Source organism: Kribbella sp. NPDC023972, assembly GCF_040639075.1.
Taxonomy (GTDB): domain Bacteria; phylum Actinomycetota; class Actinomycetes; order Propionibacteriales; family Kribbellaceae; genus Kribbella.
The window spans coordinates 534,087-559,233 of sequence record NZ_JBEZZH010000005.1; the positions used below are offsets into that span (position 1 = coordinate 534,087).

The window sequence follows — 25,147 nt, forward strand, 5'->3', positions numbered from 1 at the left end:
ACTAGCTAGACGAGGGTGTAAGCGGTGTGGAAGAAGTTGGCCGGGTCGTACTTCTTCTTGACTGTCCGCAGCCGGGTCAGGCTCGCGCCGTAGTACGTGCTGACCGAGCGGCCGGTCTCGACGTAGTTCACGTAGCCGCCGGCCGAGTACGCCCGGACCGCGCGATGGCCGTTGGTGATGAAGGTCTGCGCGATCTTGAGCTGCGCCGACGTCGGGTGTGCGGGCGTGCCGCAGTACCACTGGATCACGCCGAGCGCCGACCGCCACGGCCAGGACGCGCCGCCGGTGGGCTGCTTGGCGGCCTGTCCGCCGAGCGGGTCGATGATCGCCGTCGCCGGCGTCTTCGCCCGCGCCGCCGCCTTCACCGCACCGAGCAGCGCGGTGATCGTGGCCGCGTTCATCGGGCCTTTCAGTACGTCGGAACCCGCCAGGAACCCGGTCCGCGGGCTGGTCGTCCCGCCACCCAGGTACTTGACCGCCTCCAGGTGCGTCTTCACCGTGATCGATCGTGTCGAGGCCCGCGAGCCGACGAACGACTCCAACTGGGCGGCGGCCGCCGCCGCGTTGCCGGTGGTGGAGATGCCGAGCACGTGGATCGACAGCGTTCCGTTGCTGCGGGCATCGATGTGCAGATTGACCCAGGACGTGATCGGCGCCGACTGGGCGAACTTCTGCCAGCCGCGGACGACCGCGGCGGCCTTCGACTCCGGCCAGGTCAGCCGGAAGAACCCGAGCTTCGTCGCCGGGATGGTGGCGAACCGGAACGACGTGACCACGCCGAGGTTCCCGCCGCCGCTGCCCCGCAGCGCCCAGAACAGGTCCGGATCCACCGTGGTGCTGACGTTGCGGGCGACACCATCGGCCGTGATCACGCCCATCGACAACAGCCGGTCGCAGGTCAGCCCGAAGGCCCTGGTGTGGATACCCAGCCCGCCGCCGAGCGTGAGCCCGGCGACCCCGACCGTCGGACACGTGCCGGTCGGCAACGAGCGCCCGTACTTGTCCAGGAAGGCGTGCACGTCGTACAGCCGTGCGCCGGCGCCGACGGTGAGGACGCCGTTCGTATAGCTCATCCCGCGGATCGCGCCGAGGTCGACCATCAGGCCCTTGCTGATGGTGGACGCACCGACGTACGAGTGGCCGCCGCCCTTCGGGACCATCACCAGCTTGTTGCCGCGGGCGAAGTTGATCGCCTTCTGGACGTCGGTGGCGTTCGCCGCCTTGACCACCGCGGCCGGCTGGACCGAGTCCCAGCGCGGGTTGAAGAGCTGGTGCGCGGCCGCGTAGCCGGCCGTCGAGGGCATGAACAGCCGGCCCTTGAGCGAACGGGAGAAGCTGTTCCAGTTCGGCGCGGCCGCGGTGTTCGCGCCGGCGCTGGCAGGACTCGTGTCAGAGCAGCTGGTCAGTGCTCCGGCGGTGACGACAGCGCCTGCTTTCAGGCCTGCTTTCAGCAGTGTCCGGCGGTCAAACTGGCCCACGATCCTCGAGCTCCTCACGGGCGGCGGCCCTCATGGCCGCCAGAGGTGCCGGCGACCTACCAGTCATCATCTCCACCTGGAGGACCGCCTGATGCACGAGGAGATCAAGTCCGTTCAACAGCTCTGTACCGATCCGGTGCGCCGCGATCGCCAGACCGGTCGGCCACGGGTGGTACGCCACGTCGAACACCACCGGCGCGACCCCGGCGAAGTGCTCGGCCCACGGGTCGACAGCACCACCCGGCAGCGTGGACACGCACAGGTCGAACCCGCCGATCTGCTCCACCTGCGAGAAGTCCGCGACGGACGTCTTCAGGCCGAGCTCGGCCGCGAGGTCCAGCAGCCGCTCGGCCCTCGACACATCCCGCACGACGACAGTCACCTCGCTGACCTTCAGCCCGCGCATCGCGGCCAGCGTGGACGCCGCGGTCGCCCCGCCACCCAGGACCACGGCGCTGTCGGCGGCGGTGATCCCCCGCTCGGCGAAGGCGTTCACCAGCCCCGGTACGTCGGTGTTGTGCGCCGACCGCGATCCGTCCGGCTCGAACAGCATCGTGTTCGCCGCACCGATCAGCTCCGCGACCGGGTCGACCGTGTCCACCAGGTCGAGCGCGACCCGCTTCAGCGGCATCGTCAGGGACAGCCCGCGGACGTCGTCGCCGAGCGAGGCGACGAACTCGCGCAACTCGTCCTCGCCGACCTCGAAGGCGTCGTACCGCCAGTCGAGGCCGAGCGCGGCGTACGCGGCCCGGTGCATCGCCGGCGACAACGAGTGCGCAATCGGCGACCCGAGCACTGCACACCGGGTCAACTCAGCACCGTCCCTTGTGCGCGGCGCACCACGTCTGCAGCTTCTTCACGTTCGCCTGGTGCTCCTCCGACGTACTCGCGAACGCCGTCTCACCGGTGTCGAGGTTGACCAAGGTGAAGTACAGCCAGTTGCCCTGGGCCGGGTTGAGCGCCGCCCGCAGCGTGTCCTTGGTCGGCGAGTTGATCGGCGTCGGCGGCAGGCCCTTGACCTTGTAGGTGTTGTACGGCGAGTCCATGTCGCGCTGCTCCGGCGTGGTGAACACGCCGCCGTCGCGGCCGACCACGTAGTGGACGGTCGAGTCCATCTGCAGCCGCATCCCGACCCGGAGCCGGTTGTAGATCACCCGGGACACCTTGGCGTAGTCCTGCGGCCGGTTCGTCTCGGCGCCGATGATGCTGGCCACGATCACCGCCTGGTACGGGTCCAGCTTCTTGCCCTGCGCGGTCTTGACCAGGTTCAGCTCGGCCGCGGCCTTCGCGTACTGCGCCGTCATCAGCTTGATGATCGAGTACGCCGTCGCACCCTTCGGCACGTCGTACGTGCCCGGGTACAGGAAGCCCTCGGCGTTGTTGCGCGCGTACGGCGGCAGGCCCAGCGCGGCCGGCTTGCCCAGCGCGGTCGCGGCGGCCCCGGCCGGCAGCTTGAGCTTCGGCGACTTCTGCAGCGTCTCGCTGACCTCGGCCTTGGTCAGGCCGGCCCGGAACCCGATCCGGGTGACCAGGATCGACTTGCCGGTGTCGAGCATCAGCTCGAGCGCGGCCTTGGCCGACATCTCCTTGTGCAGGGTGTAGGTACCGGCCTGCAGCTGCCGCGAGCGCGGGTCGTCGCGGGCGGCGCGCTCGAACGCCTTGGCGCTCTTCACCACGCCCTTCTTCTCCAGCGTGTCCGCGATCGCCTGCGCGCTCTGCCCCTGGGTGACCTCGACCACGACCGTCCCGGTGCCGCTGCCCTCGAAGTCGGGGGCGGCGAACATCTGCTCGATCGCGTCCCGGCCCTTGCCGAATCCGATCACGGCCCCGGCCACCAGCGCGCCGACGACGACCAGCGAGATCAGGCCGGCGAAACAGCCGAACCCACGCCGCGCGCGGGCCTTGCGCCGGTTCGCCCGGCGCTCGACCCGGCTCTCCGGCCGGAGCCCGAGGCCGGCGCTGAGATCGTCACCGTCGGTCACGTCGTCATCCACCGATATTCTGTTCACAGGGGCCTCCCGGGTGGGTTCCCAGTCTCACGCTCGACATCGAGCGCGTGTTGCAGAATCACGACCGCCGCGGCCTGGTCGACCACGGCCCGCCGCTTGGAGCCCTTCTTACCCCGTTCCCGCAGCATGCGCTCGGCGGTGACCGTGGTGAACCGCTCGTCCACCAGCCGCACCCCCGTCCCCGAGTTGCCCTCCTGCACCTTTGCCCGCACCAGTTCCGCCGTTTCCCGGATCTTCACCGCGGCCGGACCTTCGCCTCCGGACAGCGAGCGCGGCAGCCCGACCACGATCTCGACCGCCTCCAATTCGGCGACGAGTGCGGCGATCCTATCCAGATCACCGGGCCCCCGGCGGATCGTCTCCACCGGGGTGGCCAGGATTCCGTGCGGGTCGCTGCTGGCGACGCCGATCCGGACGTCGCCGATGTCCAGTGCGAGCCGCACGCCACGCCTCATCTGGCTCTCATCAGGTCTCGTCAGGTCTCGTCAGGAACGCATCAGCCCGTGACGAGCTGGCCGATGGTGTGCTCGACCGCGGCCAGCGCGTCCTCCGCACCGGCCGGGTCGGTGCCACCGCCCTGCGCGACGTCGTCCTTGCCGCCACCGCGACCGCCCAGCTTCTCGGCCGCGACCCGGACCAGGTCGCCGGCCTTCAGCCGCCACTCGCGAGCGGTGTCGTTGAGCGCGATCACCACGCCGGGCTTGCCGTCGTTCACACTCAGTACGGCGACCACGGCCGGCTTGTCGGCGGGCATCCGGCCGCGGACGTCGAGCGCCAGCTTCCGCAGGTCTCCGCCGTTCACACCGTCGGGCGCGCGATGACCGACGTACTGGACACCGAAGACGTCCTTCGGGTTCGCGGCCAGCTCGGCGGCGGCCGCCAGCACCTGGCCGGCCCGCATCCGCTCCAGCTCCTTCTCCGCGGCCCGCAGCCGCTCGGCCAGGTCCGCGACCTTGGCGGGCAGCTCCTCCGGCCGGGTCTTCAGATTCTCGCTGAGCAGCCGGACCAGCGCCCGCTCCTTGCCGAGGTAGCGCAGCGCCTCCAGGCCGACGAACGCCTCGAGCCGGCGGACACCGGCACCGACCGAGGACTCGCCGGTGATGGTCAGCGCACCGACCTGCGACGAGTGCTTCACATGCGTGCCACCGCAGAGCTCACGGGACCACGGCCCGCCGATCTCCACCACCCGGACCTGCTCGTCGTACGTCTCACCGAACAGCGCCAGCGCACCCCACTCCCGGGCCTCCGGCAGCGTCATGTACTTCGCCGACACCGGGAGGTCCCGGCGGACCGCGATGTTCGCGACCTCTTCGATCTCGGACCGGGTCGCCTGGTCCAGCGCCGACGACCAGGCGAAGTCGAGCCGAAGGTAGCCGGGCTTGTTGTACGAGCCGCTCTGCAACGCGTTCGGGCCGAGCACCTGCCGCAGCGCCGCGTGCACGACGTGCGTCCCGGAGTGCGCCTGGCACGCGGACACGCGCCACTCGTGGTCGACCTCGGCGTGCACGTCCAGGCCGGGCTGGAGGACACCCTCGAGCACCTTGACCTTGTGCACGATCAGGCCCTTGACCGGCTTCTGTACGTCGAGCACCTGCAGCTTGACGCCATCGGCGACAATCAGGCCCTCGTCGGCGATCTGACCGCCGGACTCGGCGTAGAACGGGGTCTTCTCCAGCACGACCTCGACGGTCTCGCCCGGCTCGGCCGACGGCGCCACGACGCCTTCCCGGAGCAGGCCGCGGACCTGCGAGTCGGTGGCGAGCTCCTGGTAGCCGGTGAACTCGGTGACGCCCTTCTCGCGCAGCTCCCGGTAACCCGAGGTGTCCGCATGACCGGCTTTCTTCGCCCGCGCGTCCGCCTTGGCCCGCTCGCGCTGTTCCTTCATCAGCGTCTTGAAGCCCTCGGTGTCCACCTGCAGGCCCTGCTCGGCGGCCATCTCGACGGTCAGGTCGATCGGGAAACCGTACGTGTCGTGCAACTGGAACGCCTTCGCGCCCTCGAGCTGCTGCGCGCCGCCGGCCTTGGTCTCGCGGACGGCGATGTCGAAGATGCTCGTCCCGGCCGTGAGAGTACGCCGGAACGCCTCCTCCTCGGCGTACGCGACCTGGCTGATCCGGCCGAAGTCGGACTCCAGCTCCGGGTACGACTTTCTCATCTGCTCCAGGCTGACCGGCAGCAGCTCGACCAGGCTCGGGTCCTCGTAGCCGAGCAGGCGCATCGACCGGATCGCCCGGCGGAGCAGCCGGCGCAGCACGTAGCCGCCCTGCTCGTTGCCCGGGTTCACGCCGTCGCCGATCAGCATCAGCGCGCTGCGGACGTGGTCGGCGATGACCCGGAACCGCACGTCGTCGGTCTGGTCGGCGCCGTACTTGCGGCCGCTCAGCTCCGACGCCTTCTCGATCACCGGGTAGATCTCGTCGATCTCGTACATGTTGTCGACGCCCTGCAGCAGGTACGCCACCCGCTCCAGGCCGAGACCGGTGTCGATGTTCTTCTTCGGCAGCTCGCCGAGGATCGGGTAGCCCTCCTTGCCGCCACCCTCGCCACGGATGTTCTGCATGAAGACCAGGTTCCAGAACTCCAGGTAGCGGTCGCCCGCCTCCCAGTCCCGGTCGGCGCCGAACTCCGGGCCGCGGTCGATCAGGATCTCCGAGCACGGGCCGCACGGACCGGGGATGCCCATCGACCAGAAGTTGTCCTTCATGCCGAGCCGGACGATCCGGTCGTCGGGCAGGCCGGCGACCCGCTTCCACAGGTCGATCGCCTCGTCGTCCTCGTAGTACACCGAGGCGTACAGCACGGACTCGTCGAAGCCGTAGCCGCCCTCGTTCTGCGGCTTGGTCACCAGCTCCCAGGCGTACTCGATGGCCTTCTCCTTGAAGTAGTCGCCGAAGGAGAAGTTGCCGTTCATCTGGAAGAACGTGCCGTGCCGGGTGGTCTTGCCGACCTCGTCGATGTCGAGGGTCCGGACGCACTTCTGCACACTCGTCGCCCGCGAGTACGGCGGCGTCTGCTGGCCCACGAAGTACGGCACGAACTGGGCCATGCCCGCGACGTTGAACAGCAGGTTCGGGTCCGGCGACGGCAGTGGCGCGCTCGGCACCACGGTGTGGCCACGGTCCTCGAAGTAGCGCAGGAACCGCCGCCTGATCTCACTGGTTTCCATGGGTGTTACCGGTAGTCCTCACGCGTGTCCGGGTGGGTTGTGGGTGGGGCCGAAGGCATGGCGCTGTTTGTGTCGATGCCGAGGGCGTCGCGCAACTCGGTCTCCCGCTCGGCCATGCCCTCGCGCACCTCGTCGCCGAAGTGCCGGATCGCGGCAGCCACCTTGGCCGCGGACTCCTGCAGGCTCTCCGGGGCGAGCACCTGGGCGCGCTTCTTCAGCCGGGTCACGGCGTACACCCCGACCGCGACTCCGATGATCAGCCAGAACATCCGCCTCACCGGATGTCACCCCGCTTCCGGGCCTTGCGCTCCGCCTTCATCTCTTCCTTCACTCGCCGGCTGACGTCTTTGCGCTGGCTGTCGCCGAGCGCCTTGCGGACGCCGTACGTGAACGCCGCCGCCTTCACCAGCGGGCCGCCGGCGGTCGCCGAGAACAGCGACATCAGGGCCGCCGCGTTGGTGGTCACCGTGGTCGCGTTGTCGGTGATCGTGTCGACCTTGGCGAGCTGTGCGTTGGTAGTAGCCACGGTACTGGTCACTTCGCCGAGCAGCGGCACGCTGGAGTCGGAGACGCCCTTCACCATGATCCGGGTCTCGTCCAGGACCTTGCCAAGCTTCAGGATCGGATAGGCCAGCAGGCCCACCAGAATGAGCAGCGCGCAGGCGGCTATCAGGCCCGCGACTTCACCGACGCTCATGGGAAACGATCCACCTTCCGTTGCGACCTCGTGGACCGCCCGACCTTATCGCGCGGCGATACCGCAGTCCGCTCCAGGACACCATTCCTCAGATCACAGTCACTCACCAAACCGTGATTGCGGCGCGTCAGCCGACGCTGACGCTCAGGCGCGGCACGACCGGTGGCGCGATACTCGGTAGGAGCTCCGGGAGGGTGATAGTCGGTGACGGCTGCGGCGGGCTGGCACTCGGCGACGGCGCCGGGGTGCTGGGCGCTGTAGGAGTCCGCGGCGGCGTGCTGGGCTTGGTCGGGGTCGGCGACGGCTGCAGAGTCGTGGGTGCCGCCGGCGTCGGCGACGGGGTGAACGGAGGCTGCGTCGTCGGCTGTGTTGCCGTCGGCTGCGGTGTCGACGGCTGCGTCGTCGGCGCGGTCGAGCTCGGGCCAGTTGACGTCTGCGGCGGTGACGACGGAGCCGACCACGGGGCGCCGGCGCGGTCGGGGTCGCCGTCGGCCGGCCGGCAGGGAACCAGCTGCTGGCCGACCCCGGCGTACCAGCGAGCCGGCCACCTGCTGCCAGTTGGTCCGTGGGCTCCTGTGTGGGTGTCCCGGTCGCGTCGTCGGGGGTGGACCCGAGCGGCTTGCCGACCGGCGGCCTGGTCGTCGTACCTCTGGATGCCGACGACTCCCGGGCGGACGGGATGTTCTCGGACGCTGCCGGGACCGGCGGGGTCGTGGTCGCCGACTCCTTCGCCCGGAACGGGACGAAGAAGAGCAGACCGGCCAGCGTCAGCGCGGTCACCACCAGGGCGCCGAGCTTCAGGACGGGCGGACCGCCGTACCTGCCGATCGGTCCGCGCGCTGGCCGGCCGTCCTGGTCGACCCAGAACGACCATCCGGGCGGAGCTTCCGGCCAGGAGCGGTCGGGTTTGAAGTTCTTCGGTGGCCGCCACCGGACGTTCGGCGGTTCCGGCCATCCGGGCGGTGGGTTGAACTGCCTCAATGCAAAACCTTTCACCCCCAGGTCGCCAGGAAGCCTACCTACCTCGGCCAACGACGCAAGGCAGGCACCCATCGACAACTAGTCGAAGGCAACGGTCAGTGCCTGCACCGCGCCATTGGGTGCCCAGCTGAGCTCCATCGTGCCGGTCGCACCACTCGCCCAGCGGAATCGGACCGGCCCGCCAGCATCCAGACCCTCGTCAGCGCCGCCTTCATCGTCGAGGAGGGTCATGGTTTCGGTGGGCGGGTTTTCGCGGTAGGCCGCGGCGATCGCCGTACGCCCGTGGAAAGGACCGGCGGGGACGTTGACGAACGTCATCGAGGCGTCTTGCGCGAAGCGCTGGGCGAAGGTGTCCCAGTCGCCCGTGGTGACGGCGTGATTGAAGGCGTCGACGTGGTCCGACGTACGGCTCACTTGCGGTCCCGCAGGATCTTGCGGATGTTGGCGACGCGGTCCGCGTACGCCGCCTCGCCGCCGCGGCGGGTGGGCTTGTAGTAGTCGGTGCCGTCGATCACGTCCGGCGCGTACTGCTGCGGCACGATGCCGCGTGGGTCGTCGTGGGAGTACTGGTACGACGAGCCGTGGCCGATCTTCTTCGCCCCGGCGTAATGGGCGTCGCGCAGATGAGGCGGGACCGGGCCGACCTTGCCCGCCTTCACGTCCGCGATCGCGGCGTCGACCGCCATGATCACCGCGTTGGACTTCGGTGCCAGCGCGAGGGCGACGACCGCCTGGGCCAGGTTGATCCGGGCCTCGGGCATACCGATCAGCTGCACCGCTTCGGCCGCCGCCACCGCGACGCCGAGCGCGGTCGGGTCGCCCATGCCGATGTCCTCGCTCGCCGAGATCACCAGCCGGCGGGCGATGAACCGCGGGTCCTCCCCGGCCTCGATCATCCGGGCCAGGTAGTGCATCGCGGCGTCCACGTCCGAACCGCGGATCGACTTGATCAACGCCGACGCGACGTCGTAGTGCTGGTCGCCGGCCCGGTCGTACCGCACTGCTGCCCGGTCCACCGCGGTCTCGAGCGTCTTCAGGTCGATGACCTTGGCGGCCTTGGCCCGCGCACCACCGGCGGCGGCCTCCAGATAGGTCAGCGCCCGCCGGGCATCTCCCCCGGCCATCCGGAGCAGGTGGCCGCGAGCGTCGTCCGCGAGCTCGAACTCCCCGTTCAGGCCCCGCTCGTCGGTCAACGCCCGATCCAGCAGTACGGCGATGTCGTCGTCGGTGAGCGATTCCAGCGTCAGCAGCAGCGACCGGGACAGCAGCGGTGAGATCACCGAGAAGAACGGATTCTCGGTGGTCGCCGCCACCAGGGTCACCCACCGGTTCTCCACCCCCGGCAGCAGCGCGTCCTGCTGAGCCTTCGTGAACCGGTGCACCTCGTCGATGAACAACACGGTCTCGACAGCCCCGGTCCCGCGGGACAGATCCCGCCGAGCCGCATCAATCACCTGCCGCACGTCCTTCACCCCCGCGGTGACGGCCGACAGCTCCACGAACCTCCGGTTGGTCTGATGCGAGACCACAGCCGCAATCGTCGTCTTGCCGGTGCCGGGAGGGCCCCAGAGCAGCAGTGACATCGGCTGGTCGCCCTCCACCAGCCGTCGCAGCGGTGAACCAGGAGCCAGCAAATGCTGCTGCCCCACCAGTTCGTCGAGACTCCGCGGCCGCATCCGAACGGCCAACGGAGCCGCCGTGTGGTCCATGTCGGCCAGGCTCCCGCCGCCCCGGGCAGGCGCGGGAGCACCCGGAATCTCGAACAACCCATCACTCACACCAGCAGCCTAACCACCCCCACCGACACTCCCCGCCCGGCCCGCTCACCACCGCCGACCCTGCCGAGTCGTCAATTCCGGCTCACGGCAATCGGTTACCCCAACCGAAACCGACGACTCGAGGCCGGTGGCGCGGAGGGTTACTTCTTGGTGTCTGTGGGTTCGTCGTCGTCCGCGTCGCGGAGCTCGTCGGGCAGGTCCTCGTTGTCGACGTCGCGGAGTTCCTCGGGGAGGTCTTCCTCGTCGAACTCCTCGGGGAGGATCTCCTCGGATTCCGCGCCCGACTGGGGTTTGATGGCGTTGCGGAGGCGGCCGAGGATTCGGTCGGCCTCGGTGCCGAAGGGGTTGTCGTTGACGAGGTAGGTCCAGGTGGCCGTGGGGCGCGGGACGCCGCTGGCGGCCTCGTCGAGGCCGTCCGCGGTGATCTCGGCGGTCTTGAAGGTCTCGGCCGCGTCGTTCCACGCGTCGGCGATCAGGGTGTCGAAGGACGCGATCGCGGACTTGTTGAACTCGTCGATCGGCTTCAGGTGCACGATGCCGCCCGCCAGCGAGCGCAGGTGGATGCCCTCCCGCAGGTCGGCCAGGTACGCCAGGTGGTCGGTCCAGCGCCGGTCCAGGTGGTGCAGCGCGATCCGCCGGGCCGCGTCCTTCACGACGTCCTCGCCGAGCTCCTCGACCAGTTCGTCGTACCGCTCCTTGGCGCGCTCGGCCAGCTCCTCGGCCGCCAGGTCGTCGACCAGCACCTTCTCGCGGGTGTCGAGCAGGATCGCCCGCTGCTGACCGGTCAGCCGGTGGTACGACCAGGTGGTCCGGTGCAGCTCCGCGTTCGCGCCGTCCGCGACGCGCTGGGCGTGCTCGAGTACGCCGATCGACTTGCGATCGGTCAGCCGTCCGGTCGAGTCCGGGTTCGGCCGCAGACCCGACGAGACGGAGTACCGGGTGACGAGCTCGTCGGCCAGGCTGGCGAAGAACAGCGACCCACCCGGGTCACCCTGCCGGCCGGCGCGGCCGCGGAGCTGGTCGTCCAGCCGGCGGGACGCGTGCAGGCCGGTCCCGATCACGTAGAGCCCGCCCAGCTCGAGGGCCTTCTCCTTGTCGTGCGACTCGTCGCGCCCGCCCAGCCGGATGTCCGTACCCCGGCCGGCCATCTGCGTCGACACGGTCACCGTCCCCGGCACACCGGCCTCCGCGATGATCGCGGCCTCCTCGGCGTCGTTCTTGGCGTTCAGTACGACGTGCGGGATCTCGGCCGCCTCGAGCCGGTCACTCAGCTGCTCCGACTCCTCGACACTGTGCGTCCCGATCAGGATCGGCCGCCCGGTCTCGTGCACCTCGGCGATGTGCTCGACCAGAGCGGCGTTCTTCTGCTCGACGGTCAGGTACAACCGGTCCGGCTCGTCGACCCGGATGTTCGGCTTGTTCGGCGGTACGACGGCCACCTCGACGTCGTAGAACTCCTGCAGCGACTCCCCGACGACGACCGCCGTACCGGTCATGCCGCACAGGGTCTTGTAGCCGGTCACCAGCGCCTGGACGGTGATGCTGTCGAGCACCTCACCGGAGTCGCTGACCGGCACGGCCTCCTTGGCCTCGACCGCGGCCTGCAGACCGTCGGGCCAACGCTGCAGCTTGGCGATCCGGCCCCGGTTGTTGTTGATCAGGCTGACCTTGCCGTCGCGGACGAGGTAGTCGACGTCCTTGCGCAGCAGCACCTCGGCGTGCAGCGCGACGTTGATCTGGGTCAGCCGGTCGAGGTGGTCGTCCTCGTACAGGTTGATCCCGCCGAGCGCCTCCTCGACCTTGTCCGTGCCCTTGTCGGTCAGCGCGACCGTGCGGCCGTCGCCGTCGATCTCGTAGTCGACGCCCGCGCGCAGCGTCCGGACCAGCTGTACGACGTCCTCGTCGAGCGCCTCGGTCCGGGTCGCGCCGGCCAGCACCAGCGGCACCCGGGCCTCGTCGATCAGCACCGAGTCGGCCTCGTCCACCAGCGCCACATCCGGCTTCACCGTGACCCGGTCGGCCACGTCGGTCACGAGCCGGTCCCGCAGGATGTCGAAGCCGACCTCGCTCACCGGCACGTAACAGACCTCCGCCTGGTACGCCGTACGCCGTTCGTCCGGCGTGGACGCCTGGCCGATGTGCGACACGGTCACGCCGAGCAGCTCGTACACCGGGCCCATCCACTCGGCGTCGCGGCGGGCCAGGTAGTCGTTGACCGCGAGGACGTGGACCTTGCGTCCGCCGATCGCGTACCCGGCGGCGGCGAACGCACCCGCGAGGGTCTTGCCCTCACCGGTCGCCATCTCGACGACCCGGCCCTGCATCATCGCCAGCGCGCCGACGACCTGGCCGTCGAACGCCCGCTCGCCGATCGCGCGTTTGCCCGCTTCCCGGGCAAGCGCGAGGAACTCGATCTGCTCGTCCTCGTGCAGCCCGCCGGTCGTTCGCAGCTCGGCGACGGCCAGGGTGAGCTCTTCGTCGGTCAGGGACACGACCGATTCCTCCGCCTCGCCGACCAGCTGGGTGAGCCGCTCGTACGGGCCGAGATCGATCGAGCCGGGGCGCTGCAGCAGCCGGCGGAAGCGGGAAGCGATCTTCAGAGCCATGATTCGGCAACGTACAGCCTCAGCGTGTCGTTCCGAACCTCAGGTGGGCGTGTCAGGGCTGCCAGTTGTACGGCGTCGTGGTCGTGACGCCGTACAGACCGAGCTTCTGGAGGATCGGACGTGAGTCGTCCGAGGCGTCCACGCGGAGGAACTCGTATCCGCGTTCCTTCGCGAGCCGGGCCCGGTGCACGAGCAGCGCGCTGTACAGGCCCCGCCGCCGCCACTCCGGCAGCGTGCCACCACCCCACAGGCTGGCGAACCCGGTCCCGGGATGGAACCGGATCCACGCGGCCGACACCGCCGGCCCGTCCGGTCCTCTCAGCGCGTCCTCGACCAGGAAGACGGACAGCCGGTCCGGGAACATCCGCGCCTCGGCCGCCAGCCGATCCTCGATCCGCTCCAGCCCGTTGTGCCACAGCGAGTCCATCAGTACGGCGATCCGGTGGTAGTCGGCCGGGTCGTCGGCCTCCCGCAACCGCAGCTTCGACGGCAGCGCGGACGGCCGCTCCAGGATCCGGTCGACCTCACCGAGGATCAGCGTCTCCGGCTCGTCGGCGGTGAACCCGGCGCGGACCAGCCGTTCACCGAGGTCGGCGGGTTCGTCGTATGCGTACGTCTTCCACTCGAACGGCAGCCCGCGCTCGCGGAAGAAGGCGACCTGGGCCGCGATCACCGCATCCGGGTCGTCGCCCAGGCCGCGCGGAGTCTCGACGAATCCGGCACCGTCCGGTCCTTCGACGTACGAGCGGTGCACCAGGCCGTCGTGCTCCTGCTTCCAGCCGGGGATCGCGTCGGCGTCGGGCAGCCGGATCCGGCGGTGGAACACCTCGAGCAGCTCATCTGGGGTCATCTGCACATCGTGCCCGAACGACTACCAGAAATCACCAGCCCTGAAAGTCAACCAGCTGGTCAATGGTGTCGTCCAAGTAAGTGTCCTGAAAGGGGGGACATCATGAACATCCACCACATCTCACGCAAGACGATCCTCGCCGCCGTTGCCATCATGGCGATCCCGGCGGCCGCGATCGCCGCACCAGCCGTCACCGGCTCCAGCTCCGCCCCCCGAACCGCCTCGACCGCAACCGTTTCCAGCACCTCGTGCCCACGCGGCTGGGGATCGTTGCCCGAGGCAAACAGTCGGATGACCGCCGCACCGGTCACCGACGTCCGGACCGGCCGGCACGCCTGCTTCGACCGGCTCGTCGTCGACATCCGCGGACGTGCTCCCGGATACGACGTCCGCTACGTCACCAACGTCACGCAGGACGGCTCCGGTTTCGCCGTCCCGCTGCGCGGCGGTGCGAAGTTGCAGGTCGTCGTCCGTGCCCCGGCGTACGACGACGCCGGACGGTCGACGTACAAGCCGGCGAACAGCCGTGAGCTGACCAACGTCGCGGGCTACAGCACCTTCCGCCAGGTCGCGTACGCCGGCAGCTTCGAGGGCCAGACCACGATCGGCCTCGGCGTCCGCGCCCGGCTCCCGTTCCGCGTCTTCACCCTCGCGGGGCCTGGCTCCGACTCCCGCCTGGTGGTCGACGTCGCCCACCAGTGGTGACAGACCCCCACCCAGCGGTCGCCCGGCCACCCCGCCGGGCGACCGCCCTACCTCACCAGGTGACGACGAATGTCTAGTGTCCAGGTAGTAATACAGTGTGTGACTATCCGCTGCGAAATGTCACCATCACGGGGTGAAGACCTTACGCAGATCCCTTGCTCTGGGAGTCGTCCCCGCCCTCGCTCTGTCCGCCCTGGTCGCTGCCCCGACCGCGGCCTCGACCAGCACGGTGGATGTCGCACTCGAGTGGTACGACGTCACCGCTGACACCATCACCGCGGCCGGTGCGCCGACGCAGGTGACCAACAACCGCACGTGGGCGATCGCCTGGCTTGCGGCCAGTCGGGCCGTCCTGCGGTCCCCGGCCGGCTCCACGCCGTACGACGAAGCCGCACTGGCCGGCGCGGTCCACGAGACCCTGGTGACCCTCGTGCCGGCCCGCAAGACCGAGCTGGACCAGTCACTGGCCACAACGCTGGCCCGCATCCCCGACGGCCCTGGCGAGAGCGCAGGCGTTGCCGCAGGACGCCAGCAGGCAAAGGAAGTTCTGGCATCGCGTGCGAACGACGGACTGGAGTCGACTTCAGTCAACGCGCCGTTCACTCCACCGCCAGCGGCGCCCTACACGATCGGCAGCCCGACAGCACCCGGCGTGACGCGCACCTACAACAACTGGCACCAGCTCACGGTCGAGAACGTCGACGCGCGGGTCTGGTCCGGCATCCACACCCGTACGGCGGACACCGTCGGAGCGACCCTCGGCAAGCAGGTAGCCGCCAACGCCCTGCGCAACGCGGACAAGCTGTTCCGGTGAACCCACGCTCCGGCGGGCGTTGGCGGACCGCCCGCCGGAGCGTGTCTCCTACAGAACTCGGTTGAGCAGGTCGAAGAAGGTGTTGCCGAGGACCAGCTCGTACGGGTCCTTCAGCAGCGGCGCGAGTTCCGCGATGTCGGACGGTGTCCACGACCACGCGTTGATGGCACCGGCGACGAACAGCGGGCTCGCGCCGTCCCAGCCCGCGATGTGCGCGTCCAGAGCGGCCTTGTACTCAACGGCTTTCCCGGGCGGCGAGAAGTTGCCGATGATCGGCAGGCCTCCTCGTTTCACCAGGAGGTCGCCGCCCTCCCAGGACTGGATGATGCCCTTCAGCGGCGTGTGGTCGGCGTAACCCTGGGCGATCTCCTCCGGGAACGCGACCCAGCCGTCCTCACCTCGGTGGTTGTACGCGTACACGAGGTCCAGGCCGGTACGGCGCATGAACGCTCCGGACAGCTTGAGGTACCCCGTCAACTGGTCGGCCGGCCACGAGCCCGGGTAGGTGTACCCGGCACCGGACGGTCCGCAGATCAGCAGGTCGTTGGCGGTCGCCGTCCGCTGGTAGTGGCTGAACAGCCCCGGCCCGATCTCGGCGAGCAGCGGACTGATCGTCCAGTTCACCATTCCCTCGCCGCGGCGCGGGTCGTCCCAGAGGTCGCGCATCCGCCGCTGGCAGTACTGCACGTTGTCACCCTCGCCGAAGGTCAGCGTGACGTACACCTTGTTCTTCGGCTGCAGCCGCCGTACCGGCCGGATTTTGTCCGAGATCGGCGCGACGAACCCTGAGTGCACGGTGCCGTTCATGTAGAAGTCCGCGGGCAGCACCTCCGAACCACCTTGGGACGCGAGGTCGACACCGCCCCACTCCCCCGCGACGTCGTTCGAGAACCAGCCCGCGTACGGCGTCGTCGGGCCGACCTTGTCGAAGTGCTCGGTCAGCAGCTCGCCGGTCGGGCCGTTCGGTGGTAGCCAGCTCACCAGGGCCTTGCTCGCCACCACGTAGTCGCGGAAGTACGGGAACGGCTCGACCCGGGTCGGCGCGGTGTCGGTGGCGGTGACCAGGTACTGGTTCCACATCTCGACCGTGACAACCAGGCTCGTCGTACCGGCCGGTGGGGCGAAGCGGTAGATGAAGTAGTTGCCGCCGTCGGCGTACCGGTTGCCCTCGCCGCCGATCGACGAGTTCCCGCCCTCGAACAGGTACGGCGCCTCCTCCGGTGTGTTCGGCAGGAAGCGCGCGATCTCGGTGCCGTTCGCCTTGACCGAGACTCCGAGCACCGACGCACCCCAGCCGTCGTCGCCGAACGAGTCACCGAACCGGACGTACACCGCCTCCTTGCCGAGCTTGGCCGAGACGTCGAGGTCGTAGCTGCCACGGTTCGACGAGTCGCGGAGCTGCCGGGTCTCGCGGGCGATCTCCGTCCACTGCACGTTCTCGGCCTGGACGACCATGGTCGGCGGGAGACCGGCCAGGAGCCTCTGGTTGCAGCGCGGGAACAGGTTCTCCAACTGCCAGCGGTAGGTCTTCACCCGGTCGCCGTCGAACATGCCGCGCAGGTCTTTGACGATCCGCAGGCCGTGTGCCCTGGCCTGCTCCGCGTCGGCGACGACCGCGTTCTCCAAGCCGGCCAGGGTGGTGGCGATGTTGAGCGAGTCCGGCACGGCGGGATCGTGGACGATCGCACCCCGGATGCGGTGCCGGTACTTCGCGATCAGGTCAAGTGGATCGTCGTACCGGGTGGTGGGCAGCCCCATGTCGGCGAGCCACCTGGCGTCGGGGCCGTCCGGCGTACCGGGTGAGTAGAGGAAGTAGAGCTCGGGCTTGGTGCGGTTGACGATGCCTTGCAAGGTGGTCAGCAGGGTCTGGTCGCCACCGCTGAGCTTGCTGACATCGCCGTAGTGCAGGCGCCCCGGCCGCTCGAAGGCGGGCAGCAACCGCGCCACCTGTGCGCTGACCGAGGCGCTGGCAGCGTTGTCGGCAGCGCTCGCGGGCAGGGCCTGGAAGACCCCGAACCCACCCGCCGTCACCGCTCCGCTGCCCGCCAGGAACGTTCGTCTCGAGACCATCGTGACCACTCCCCTGTCGTTGACATCGATGTCAAATCAGCGGGGACAGTAGCAACGCCGAGAGAGCGTGTCCATGGCTCGTTACAACGTTGACCCGAGCAATCTGGAATCGTTTCCGACCACGACTGGCGGCTTGTGTGCTGACTGTCGGGTTACAGCACGCCAGCGGCGCTACAACCCTCCAGTGGGTCACCAGGCTTGGCGGAGGATTTCGGTGGCCTCGGAGAGGCTGAGGTCGGCGCGGTGGGCGGCGCGGGCGAAGACGGTGGCGGCGGCCCGGGTCTCCTCGTCGTCGACCCGGCTCCGCGAGGCCAGCACGAAGGTGCCGTTGCGGCCGCGGGTCTCGACCAGACGGTCGGCCTCGAGCTCCTTGTACGCCCGGGCGACCGTGTTCACCGCCAGCCCGAGGTCCAGCGACAGCTGCCGTACCGTCGGCAGCCGAGTCCCTCGGGCCAGCTGGCCGGCCCGGATCAACCCCTCGATCTGCGCCCGCACCTGTTCGTACGGCGGCGTGGCCGCGACCGGGTCCACCGTGATGTCCATCCAGTCACCATGCCCGACTACCAGGCGTCAGGCGAAATCCTCCGGGCTGTATGGCTTCTGCTCGACCAGGACGAGCCAGTTGCCGGAGTTGTCGCGCAGTACGGCCTCGACGCCGTACGGGCGGTCGGACGGCTCCTGGATGTACTCGACACCCTTGGCGACCAGTTCCTGGAAGGTCTTGCGGCAGTCGTCGGTGGCGATGCCGAACCCGTGCATCGTCCCCTTCGCCATCATCCGCCGGATCGCCTCGGTGGCCTCCTCGTCCAGCGGCGGGCCGGGCAGCGCGAGCTGCAGCTCCAGCTCCGGATGGTCGGGGTGGTGCACGGTGCACCAGCGGAAGTCGGGCAGCGAGATGTCGGTCTTCAGCACGAACCCGAGTTTCTCGGTGTAGAAGGCCTTCGCCTCGTCGATGTCGTTGACGAAGACGCTCATCAGGCTGATGTTCGTGATCATGGTTCCTCCTCGTCGGTGCTCTCGGTACGACGGTAGGGCCTGCCATACGCCTGCGGCTTCTCCGGAATTGCGGAGTTCAGCCCGAGCATGAACACGAAGCAGCCGGGCACCCGGGTCCCGGTCTGGGTCCGCTGGTACTGCGACGGACTCATCCCGACCAGCTCGGTGAACCGCTGCGAGAACGAGCCGAGACTGCTGTATCCGACCAGCCCGCACACCTCGGTCACGGTCAGGTTCGTCGCCCGGAGCAGGTCGGTGGCCCGCTCGATCCGGCGCCGGGTCAGGTACTGCATCGGCGTCTCGCCGTACTCGGCCGCGAAACAGCGCAGGAAGTGGTACTTCGACACTCCGGCCGCGGCCGCCAGCGCGGCCAGGTCGAGCGGCTCCGCATAGTTGCGATCAGCAACATCCCGGGCACGCCGCAGGTGCGCCAGCAGCTCCACCGGTACGTCGCCCGCCACCCTCCGAGCGTAGACCGTTGACCCGCGCCGGTGGTGGCGCGACAGTGACGACAGGAGGGGGTGGCCGGTGTGCGGCGGGAAGCGGCGAGCGAGTACCTGCGCGGAGCCCTCTGGGCGATGCCGTCGCTGGCGGTCGGGATCGCTCTCATCGCCGGCTCGAGCCTGTCCTTCGTCGAGGTCGAGCCCGGATCGTGGCGGGACCGTTTCCTGTTCCAGGGCACCGCCGACGACGCCCGTTCCCTGCTGATCGCGATCGCCAGCACGATGGCCACCGTGATCGCGCTGGTGCTCGGCCTCACCGTGGTGGCGCTCCAGCTCGCCTCCACCCAGTTCTCCCCCAGGTTGTTGCGCAACTTCCTGCGCGACCGGGTGAACCAGTTCGTGCTGAGCATCTTCGTGGCGACCTTCACCTACAGCAGCGCCGGCCTCTACACGGTCGGTGTGAAGGCCGGCGAACGGACCGACGAGTACCCCCGGCTCGCGGTCACCGTCGCGCTGGTGCTGCTCTTCGTCAGCCTGCTGATGCTGGTGTTCTTCGTCCACCACCTGACCCACTCGATCCAGATCGACGAGGTCATGCGCCGGGTCGAGCGCACCACCCTTCAGGTCATCGACCGCGACCTGCCGACGGTCGGCGTGACCACCGAGCCGGGTCCGGTGGCACCGGATTGGGCGGTCGACATACCGGCGTACCGCTCGGGCTACGTACAGACGATCCATCCCGAGGCTCTGGCCGACGCGGCAACCGCCGCTGGTGTGACGGCCTCGGTGACGCGCATGGTCGGCGAGCACGTGATCGCCGGCTCCGCGCTCGTGCAGGTGTGGCAGGACCGGCCCGGCCCGCCACCGGCACTGGACCGGCTGGCGTCGGCCGCTCATGACTCCATCCGGATCGGCTTCGAGCGGACCGCCGAGCAGGACGTCGCGTTGGGCGTCCGACAGCTCGCGGACATCGCGGTCAAGGCGCTGTCGGCCGCCATCAACGATCCCTACACGTCGATCCAGGCGATCGAGCACGTGTCCGTCGTCCTGGCCGCGTTGGCCAGGCGTGAGCTCGGCAGCCAATTCCTGCGTGACCAGGCCGGCGCGCTCCGGGTCGTCGTCCCCGGGCGAGACCTCGAGTACTACCTCGATCTGGCCTGTGGACAGGTACGGCGATATGGCAAGGCCGAGCCGAGAGTCGTCCGGGCCCAGCTCCGAACCCTGCACAGCACTGGGCAGTTCTGCACCGACGACACCGGGCGGCGCCTCGTCATCGACCAGGTGAAGCTCCTGATGACGGACGCCGGCGGCGCCATCGTGCAGCCCGCCGACTTCGCCGCCGTCCGCGACCACGCCGACCGGGTGCTCCGCGAGCTCAGTGGTCTTTCGGTGTGAACCGAAAGCTGGCTTTTCAGTGCTCTACGGCTGGGCGAGGGCTTCGAACTGGGTGCGGGTGAGTTGGGTGGTGTCGCCGGCGAGCTTGGCTGGGCGGGTGCACTTGACGCCGCTCGGCACCGACCCGGTGAGGTAGCGGATCGCGTTCTTGAACGAGTCGCAGCGCCGTTGGTCCTCGGTCCCGGCCGGGTACCCGATCGCGGCGTTGACCCGGCCCATGTCGAGGGCGTCGGCGTACGGGTTGATGTTGCGGGCCACCGTCCAGTACCAGCGGGCGATCGGCGCGCTCCACTGCAACGACAGCGCCAGGTCGGGGTTGCCGAGCAGGTCGATGCCGAAGTACCGGCCGGCCGGGCCGTAGTTGAAGTCGCCGGTGAGCTGGATGTAGCCGCGGCCGCCGTACAGCCGGGTGTCGCCGATCTCGCGGATGTTGTACTCCAGTCGCGACTCGTGCACCAGCGTGGCGAGCCAGGCGGCCTTGCGGTACGGCGTGTTCACGTTCGCGTCCCGCATCGCCTGGTTCAGTGACGGCAGGCCGGTCTGGACGATCGACGGGTTCGCGATCCGGCTGCCGAACATGGCCTGGACGTCGGCGAGCGTCACGTCGGCGGCGGGCGGCTCGAGGTCGTCACACTCGGGGACACCGGACAGCTTGGTCTCCGGAGTGTTGAGATAGGCAACGGTCGCGAACCCGTTGTGTGCGGGCAGGTGAGCCCACCAGGTCGTGGTCCGGCCGCCGACGGTGACGGAGTCACCCGACTTCTGGCAGTCGACCTCGACCGACGTCGGGCCGGACAGCACCTTCACCACCGCCGCGGACAGGTACGCGTTGGTGCGGATGTTGAGGGCGGTCGCCGTGGTCTGGTAGGTCCCGGCGTATGCCGGGGTCGCGGCAACCAAACCGATCGTGACAACCCCGGCCAACGCCAGAGCAGACGTGAGGACGCGCTTGAGCATGTGAACTCCCGGGCGGAAGGAGAAATGGGCGATGCCATGACAATCTGTTGCCAGATCATCACGGCATCGTCACTTTCTCACCGTCTTGGCCCGGTTGCTCAAGGGGACAACGCGGACCGCTCGGCTACTGCTTCGCGTCGCCCTTCGACTCCTGCTTGGCGTCGCCCTTCGGCTGCGGAGTGGCGTCGACGCCGGCTTCCTTGCGCTGGGCCGGCGTGATCGGCGCCGGCGCGGACGTCAGCGGGTCGAATCCGCCGCCGGACTTCGGGAACGCGATCACGTCGCGGATCGACTCGGTCCCGGCCAGCAGCGCGGTGATCCGGTCCCAGCCGAACGCGATCCCGCCGTGCGGTGGCGCGCCGAACTTGAACGCGTCGAGCAGGAAGCCGAACTTCTCACTCGCCTCCTCGTCCGACAGGCCCATGACCTTGAAGACCCGCTTCTGCACGTCCTCTCGGTGGATACGGATCGACCCGCCGCCGATCTCGTTGCCGTTGCAGACGATGTCGTACGCGTACGCCAGCGCCGACCCCGGGTCGGTGTCGAAGGTGTCCAGCGAGTCCGGCTTCGGCGACGTGAAGGCATGGTGTACGGCGGTCCAGGCGCCGGAGCCCACCGCGACGTCACCCGCTGCGGTCGCCTCGTCGGCCGGCTCGAACAGCGGCGCGTCGACCACCCATACGAACGACCAGACCGACTCGTCGATCAGGCCACCGCGGCGGCCGATCTCCAGCCGTGCGGCACCGAGCAGCGCCCGCGACGACTTCATCGGACCGGCGGCGAAGAAGATGCAGTCGCCCGGCTTCGCGCCGACGTGGTCGGCGATCCCGGCCCGCTCCTCCTCGGACAGGTTCTTCGCGACCGGCCCGCCCAGCTCGCCGTCCTGACCGACCAGCACGTACGCCAGCCCTCGCGCACCACGCTGCTTGGCCCAGTCCTGCCACGCGTCCAGCTGCTTGCGGGGCTGGTCCGCGCCACCCGGCATCACGACGGCACCGACGTACGGCGCCTGGAACACCCGGAACGGCGTGTTCTTGAAGTACTCCGTGCACTCGACCAGCTCGAGCCCCATCCGCAGGTCCGGCTTGTCGCTGCCGAACCGCGCCATCGCCTCGGCGTACGTCATCCGCGGGATCGGGGTCTGGACGTCGTACCCGACGAGCTTCCAGAGGGCGGCCAGGATCTCCTCGGACAGCGCGATCACGTCGTCCTGGTCGACGAAGCTCATCTCGATGTCGAGCTGGGTGAACTCCGGCTGGCGGTCGGCGCGGAAGTCCTCGTCCCGGTAGCAGCGGGCGATCTGGTAGTACCGCTCCATCCCGGCCACCATCAGCAATTGCTTGAACAGCTGCGGCGACTGCGGCAGCGCGTACCACGAGCCGGGCTGCAGCCGGGCCGGCACCAGGAAGTCGCGCGCGCCCTCCGGCGTCGACTTGGTCAGGGTCGGCGTCTCGATCTCGACGAAGTCGTGCTTCGCGAGGACGTCGCGGGCCGCCTTGTTCACCTGGCTCCGCAGCCGGAGCGCCGCGCCCGGGCCCTGGCGGCGCAGGTCGAGGTACCGGTACTTGAGCCGGACCTCCTCGTTCACCGGGGTCGCGTGGTGCTCCTCGACCGGGAACGGCAACGGGTCGGCGGAGTTCAGCACCTCGACGTCGGTCGCGATCACCTCGATCTCGCCGGTCGGCAGGTTCGGGTTCGCGTTGCCCTCGGGGCGCGCGTTCACCTCGCCGGTGATCTTCAGGCAGAACTCGGCCCGCAGCGGGTGCGCGACCTCCTCGTCCCGGATGACCACCTGGACGGTGCCGCTGGAGTCGCGCAGGTCGATGAACGCCACGCCGCCGTGATCACGCCGCCGCGCCACCCAGCCGGCCAGGGTGACGGTCTGCCCGGTGTGCTCGGCGCGCAACGAGCCTGCGGAATGGGTACGGATCACTGGTTCTCCTGGGGTGTGTCGATACGGGGAAGGAGGTCTTCGGTGGGCGGGGTCCAGGTGGCGGGATCGGCGGGCACCTGCTCACCGCTGCGGATGTCCTTCACCTCGGGACCGTTCTCGGTGCTGAACCACACGAACGGAATGCCACGCCGGTCCGCGAACCGGATCTGCTTCCCGAACTTCGCCGCCGCCGGCGCCACCTCCACCGGAATCCCCCGGCCACGCAGTTGTACGGCGGTCCGCATCGCCTCGGCCCGGTCTTCTTCCGCGGTCAGGGCCACGAGTACGGCGGTCGGCGTACTGCGGGTGCTGCGCACCAGGCCCTTGCCGAGCAGCCGGTGCAGGAGGCGGGACACACCGATCGAGATCCCGACCCCCGGGTACGTCGTCTTGCCGTCGGAGGCGAGCGAGTCGTACCGGCCGCCGGAGCAGATCGAGCCGTAGGCCTCGTCACCGATCAGCTGCGTCTCGTAGACGGTGCCGGTGTAGTAGTCCAGGCCGCGGGCGATCTTGAGATCGGCCAGCAGCAGCCCGGGGGCGTGCTCGTTGGCGGCCGTCATGATCTGCGTCAGCCGCTCGAGGCCCTGGTCGAGGATCTCGTGCTGCACGCCGAGCGCCCGGACCTGGTCGGCGAACGACGCGTCCGTGGTGGCGATCTCCGCCAGCCGCAGTACCTGCTTGGCCGTCTCCGGCGACAGGCCGGGAGCGCCGGTCAGCAGGTCGGTCACCTTGTCCGGGCCGATCTTGTCCAGCTTGTCGACGATCCTCAGGACGCCGGTGATGTCCTCGATGCCGAGCCCGCGGTAGAAGCCCTCCGGGATCTGGCGGGTGTTCACCTGGATCCGGAACGCCGGGATCGGCAGCTTGCGGAACGCGTCCGCGATGACCAGCGGCAGCTCGACCTCGTAGTGGAACGGCAGCTCGCCGCTGTCGACGATGTCGATATCGGCCTGGGTGAACTCGCGGAAGCGGCCCTCCTGCGGCCGCTCGCCGCGCCACACCTTCTGGATCTGGTAGCGGCGGAACGGGAACACCAGTTTGCCGCTGTTCTCCAGCACGTAGCGGGCGAACGGCACGGTCAGGTCGAAGTGCAGACCGAGCGCCGCGTCCTCGGCGCTGTCCGCGGCCAGCCGCCGTACGCCGTAGATCTCCTTGTCGGCGTCCTCGCCCTGGTTGGACAGCCGCTCGACCGGCTCCACCGCACGCGTCTCGATCGACGCGAATCCGTGCAGCTCGAACGTCTCCCGGATCACGTCGAGGAACTTCTGCTCGACGATCCGGTCTGCGGGCAAGAACTCGGGGAACCCACTCAGCGGGGTCACCCGGCTCATCGTCGTCCTCGCTTCGCTGCGGGCGCCGATGAGGCACAAGTTGCGCTGTGTTGAATGATGCCCTCGCGCTGCTCGGTCATTGTTTCGGTATCTCCAGGTCCTGCAAGTAGGGGTTGGTCGCCTTCTCCCGGCCGATCGTGGTCTGGCCACCATGACCCGGCAGGACGACGATCTCGTCGCGCATCGGCAGGATCTTGGTGGCCAACGTATGCAGCATGGCCGGATGGTCGCCGCCTGGCAGATCCGTCCGGCCGATCGACCCGGCGAACAACACGTCACCGGAGAAAAGAATCGCGGGCACGTCTTCCGGCCCGTCGTACGGCGTGGTGAACGTGACCGAGCCCCGGGTGTGCCCAGGGGTGTGGTCGACGGTGAAGGTCAGGCCGGCCAGCTCCAGGCTCAGGCCGTCCTTGAGCTCGGCGACGTCATCCGGCTCGGCGAACTCGTGCTTGCCGCCGAGCAGCATCCGGGCCGACTCCGGGCTGATCCCGGCCATCGGGTCGCTGAGCAGGTACCGGTCGTCCGGGTGGATCCAGGCGGTCGCGTCGTACGTGCCGCAGACCGGGAGTACGGAAAACATGTGGTCGACGTGACCGTGGGTGAGCAGGACGGCGACCGGCTTCAGCTTGTTCTCCCGGACCACCTGCTCGACGCCCGCGGTCGCGTCCTGACCGGGGTCGATGACGAGACATTCCGCGCCCTTGCCGGTGGCGACGACGTAGCAGTTCGTACCCCACGATCCCGCGGGGAACCCGGCGATGAGCACGACTGACCTTCCTGGAACGGTTCGGGACCCACTAAGGCTACCGGTGCCGCGCTGGTGAGTTCGAACCGGATTGTGACGCAACCCCGTTGCGTCACAGCGTGGAGTTTGTGATTGTTCAGGGATAAGCGTCGAGTTAGCGGCTCGACGCGCCCGGGCAGGCCCTGTTCGCGCG

Annotated in this window: 23 protein-coding genes; 4 read left to right on the forward strand and 19 right to left on the reverse strand. The window is 69.1% G+C overall.

Annotation, left to right across the window (positions count from 1 at the left end; genetic code table 11):
• Positions 1–5: 5 nt before the first annotated feature.
• The 7 genes from AB0F43_RS23135 to AB0F43_RS23165 are packed head-to-tail and all read right to left on the reverse strand — an operon-like array spanning position 6 to position 7,350.
• Positions 6–1,478, reverse strand: coding sequence for an FAD-binding oxidoreductase (locus AB0F43_RS23135; RefSeq protein WP_360480307.1), 1,473 nt, complete (start codon positions 1,476–1,478; stop codon positions 6–8).
• Entirely contained in the window at positions 1,465–2,289 is an 825-nt protein-coding gene (locus AB0F43_RS23140) for a shikimate dehydrogenase (RefSeq protein ID WP_360480310.1), read from the reverse strand. Before AB0F43_RS23140 ends, AB0F43_RS23135 begins: the two co-directional genes overlap by 14 nt.
• A gap of 1 nt (position 2,290) precedes the next feature.
• Entirely contained in the window at positions 2,291–3,487 is a 1,197-nt protein-coding gene (mltG, locus tag AB0F43_RS23145) for an endolytic transglycosylase MltG (RefSeq protein ID WP_360480313.1), read from the reverse strand.
• A complete protein-coding gene (gene ruvX, locus AB0F43_RS23150; protein ID WP_360480316.1) occupies positions 3,484–3,942 on the reverse strand; it encodes a Holliday junction resolvase RuvX in 459 nt (152 codons plus the stop codon). The genes mltG and ruvX overlap by 4 nt, the downstream gene beginning before the upstream one ends.
• Positions 3,943–3,983: 41 nt before the next feature.
• A complete protein-coding gene (alaS, locus tag AB0F43_RS23155) occupies positions 3,984–6,653 on the reverse strand; it encodes an alanine--tRNA ligase (RefSeq protein WP_360480319.1) in 2,670 nt (889 codons plus the stop codon).
• A gap of 5 nt (positions 6,654–6,658) precedes the next feature.
• Positions 6,659–6,922, reverse strand: a complete 264-nt coding sequence (locus tag AB0F43_RS23160) for a DUF6167 family protein (RefSeq protein WP_360480502.1) — start codon at positions 6,920–6,922, stop codon at positions 6,659–6,661.
• Positions 6,923–6,927: 5 nt separating this feature from the next.
• Positions 6,928–7,350 (reverse strand): DUF948 domain-containing protein, encoded by a 423-nt coding sequence (locus AB0F43_RS23165; RefSeq protein WP_360480322.1) that lies wholly within the window; start codon positions 7,348–7,350, stop codon positions 6,928–6,930.
• 565 nt (positions 7,351–7,915) lie between these two features.
• Between AB0F43_RS23165 and AB0F43_RS23170 the strand changes: the two genes are divergently transcribed.
• On the forward strand, positions 7,916–8,413 hold the full coding sequence (locus AB0F43_RS23170) for a hypothetical protein (RefSeq protein ID WP_360480325.1): 498 nt from the start codon (positions 7,916–7,918) through the stop codon (positions 8,411–8,413).
• Here AB0F43_RS23170 and AB0F43_RS23175 read toward each other — a convergent pair.
• From AB0F43_RS23175 to AB0F43_RS23190, 4 genes are all read right to left on the reverse strand, one after another.
• Positions 8,410–8,745, reverse strand: a complete 336-nt coding sequence (locus AB0F43_RS23175) for a nuclear transport factor 2 family protein (RefSeq protein ID WP_360480328.1) — start codon at positions 8,743–8,745, stop codon at positions 8,410–8,412. The genes AB0F43_RS23170 and AB0F43_RS23175 overlap by 4 nt on opposite strands.
• The gene (locus tag AB0F43_RS23180) at positions 8,742–10,109 is read right to left on the reverse strand and encodes a replication-associated recombination protein A (RefSeq protein WP_360480331.1); all 1,368 of its coding nucleotides are present in this window, start codon (positions 10,107–10,109) and stop codon (positions 8,742–8,744) included. The genes AB0F43_RS23175 and AB0F43_RS23180 overlap by 4 nt, the downstream gene beginning before the upstream one ends.
• Before the next feature lie 140 nt (positions 10,110–10,249).
• Positions 10,250–12,715 carry an accessory Sec system translocase SecA2 gene (secA2, locus tag AB0F43_RS23185; protein WP_360480334.1) on the reverse strand — a complete coding sequence of 822 codons (2,466 nt, stop codon included), beginning with the start codon at positions 12,713–12,715 and terminating at the stop codon, positions 10,250–10,252.
• Between the two features lie 52 nt (positions 12,716–12,767).
• Complete coding sequence (locus tag AB0F43_RS23190; protein ID WP_360480337.1) at positions 12,768–13,565, reverse strand: GNAT family N-acetyltransferase; 798 nt, start codon at positions 13,563–13,565, stop codon at positions 12,768–12,770.
• 102 nt (positions 13,566–13,667) lie between these two features.
• Between AB0F43_RS23190 and AB0F43_RS23195 the strand changes: the two genes are divergently transcribed.
• Together AB0F43_RS23195 and AB0F43_RS23200 are read left to right on the forward strand one after the other, a co-directional pair.
• Complete coding sequence (locus AB0F43_RS23195) at positions 13,668–14,270, forward strand: hypothetical protein (RefSeq protein ID WP_360480340.1); 603 nt, start codon at positions 13,668–13,670, stop codon at positions 14,268–14,270.
• A 133-nt stretch (positions 14,271–14,403) separates the two neighbouring features.
• Positions 14,404–15,084 (forward strand): hypothetical protein, encoded by a 681-nt coding sequence (locus AB0F43_RS23200; protein ID WP_360480342.1) that lies wholly within the window; start codon positions 14,404–14,406, stop codon positions 15,082–15,084.
• A gap of 48 nt (positions 15,085–15,132) precedes the next feature.
• Here the strand turns inward: AB0F43_RS23200 and AB0F43_RS23205 are convergent, their stop codons facing one another.
• From AB0F43_RS23205 to AB0F43_RS23220, 4 genes are all read right to left on the reverse strand, one after another.
• Positions 15,133–17,154, reverse strand: coding sequence for a GxGYxYP domain-containing protein (locus AB0F43_RS23205; protein ID WP_360480345.1), 2,022 nt, complete (start codon positions 17,152–17,154; stop codon positions 15,133–15,135).
• A gap of 189 nt (positions 17,155–17,343) precedes the next feature.
• Positions 17,344–17,697: a GntR family transcriptional regulator gene (locus tag AB0F43_RS23210; RefSeq protein ID WP_360480348.1), complete on the reverse strand. Its 354-nt coding sequence runs from the start codon at positions 17,695–17,697 to the stop codon at positions 17,344–17,346.
• 27 nt (positions 17,698–17,724) lie between these two features.
• Positions 17,725–18,150 (reverse strand): VOC family protein, encoded by a 426-nt coding sequence (locus AB0F43_RS23215; RefSeq protein WP_360480351.1) that lies wholly within the window; start codon positions 18,148–18,150, stop codon positions 17,725–17,727.
• Complete coding sequence (locus tag AB0F43_RS23220) at positions 18,147–18,611, reverse strand: helix-turn-helix transcriptional regulator (RefSeq protein WP_360480354.1); 465 nt, start codon at positions 18,609–18,611, stop codon at positions 18,147–18,149. Before AB0F43_RS23220 ends, AB0F43_RS23215 begins: the two co-directional genes overlap by 4 nt.
• A 69-nt stretch (positions 18,612–18,680) precedes the next feature.
• Here AB0F43_RS23220 and AB0F43_RS23225 point away from each other — a divergent pair, with 69 nt between their 5' ends.
• Positions 18,681–19,988, forward strand: coding sequence for a DUF2254 domain-containing protein (locus AB0F43_RS23225; protein ID WP_360480357.1), 1,308 nt, complete (start codon positions 18,681–18,683; stop codon positions 19,986–19,988).
• 24 nt (positions 19,989–20,012) lie between these two features.
• On the opposite strand, the gene AB0F43_RS23230 is transcribed toward AB0F43_RS23225, so the two are convergent.
• The 4 genes from AB0F43_RS23230 to AB0F43_RS23245 form a co-directional block, all read right to left on the reverse strand.
• Positions 20,013–20,945, reverse strand: a complete 933-nt coding sequence (locus AB0F43_RS23230) for a glycoside hydrolase family 19 protein (RefSeq protein ID WP_360480360.1) — start codon at positions 20,943–20,945, stop codon at positions 20,013–20,015.
• 124 nt (positions 20,946–21,069) lie between these two features.
• Positions 21,070–22,878: an aspartate--tRNA ligase gene (aspS, locus tag AB0F43_RS23235; protein ID WP_360480363.1), complete on the reverse strand. Its 1,809-nt coding sequence runs from the start codon at positions 22,876–22,878 to the stop codon at positions 21,070–21,072.
• On the reverse strand, positions 22,875–24,209 hold the full coding sequence (gene hisS, locus AB0F43_RS23240; protein ID WP_360480365.1) for a histidine--tRNA ligase: 1,335 nt from the start codon (positions 24,207–24,209) through the stop codon (positions 22,875–22,877). The genes aspS and hisS overlap by 4 nt, the downstream gene beginning before the upstream one ends.
• Before the next feature lie 76 nt (positions 24,210–24,285).
• On the reverse strand, positions 24,286–24,975 hold the full coding sequence (locus AB0F43_RS23245) for an MBL fold metallo-hydrolase (RefSeq protein WP_360480368.1): 690 nt from the start codon (positions 24,973–24,975) through the stop codon (positions 24,286–24,288).
• Positions 24,976–25,147 lie beyond the last annotated feature (172 nt).

Coding starts and splice junctions, on each gene's coding strand:
- AB0F43_RS23230 (WP_360480360.1), bottom strand. CDS start 20,945: ATGCTCAAGCGCGTCCTCACGTCTGCTCTGGCGTTGGCCGGGGTTGTC.
- hisS (WP_360480365.1), bottom strand. CDS start 24,209: ATGAGCCGGGTGACCCCGCTGAGTGGGTTCCCCGAGTTCTTGCCCGCA.
- AB0F43_RS23190 (WP_360480337.1), bottom strand. CDS start 13,565: ATGACCCCAGATGAGCTGCTCGAGGTGTTCCACCGCCGGATCCGGCTG.
- secA2 (WP_360480334.1), bottom strand. CDS start 12,715: ATGGCTCTGAAGATCGCTTCCCGCTTCCGCCGGCTGCTGCAGCGCCCC.
- AB0F43_RS23160 (WP_360480502.1), bottom strand. CDS start 6,922: ATGTTCTGGCTGATCATCGGAGTCGCGGTCGGGGTGTACGCCGTGACC.
- alaS (WP_360480319.1), bottom strand. CDS start 6,653: ATGGAAACCAGTGAGATCAGGCGGCGGTTCCTGCGCTACTTCGAGGAC.
- AB0F43_RS23165 (WP_360480322.1), bottom strand. CDS start 7,350: ATGAGCGTCGGTGAAGTCGCGGGCCTGATAGCCGCCTGCGCGCTGCTC.
- ruvX (WP_360480316.1), bottom strand. CDS start 3,942: ATGAGGCGTGGCGTGCGGCTCGCACTGGACATCGGCGACGTCCGGATC.
- AB0F43_RS23205 (WP_360480345.1), bottom strand. CDS start 17,154: ATGGTCTCGAGACGAACGTTCCTGGCGGGCAGCGGAGCGGTGACGGCG.
- AB0F43_RS23215 (WP_360480351.1), bottom strand. CDS start 18,150: ATGATCACGAACATCAGCCTGATGAGCGTCTTCGTCAACGACATCGAC.
- AB0F43_RS23195 (WP_360480340.1), top strand. CDS start 13,668: ATGAACATCCACCACATCTCACGCAAGACGATCCTCGCCGCCGTTGCC.
- AB0F43_RS23210 (WP_360480348.1), bottom strand. CDS start 17,697: ATGGACATCACGGTGGACCCGGTCGCGGCCACGCCGCCGTACGAACAG.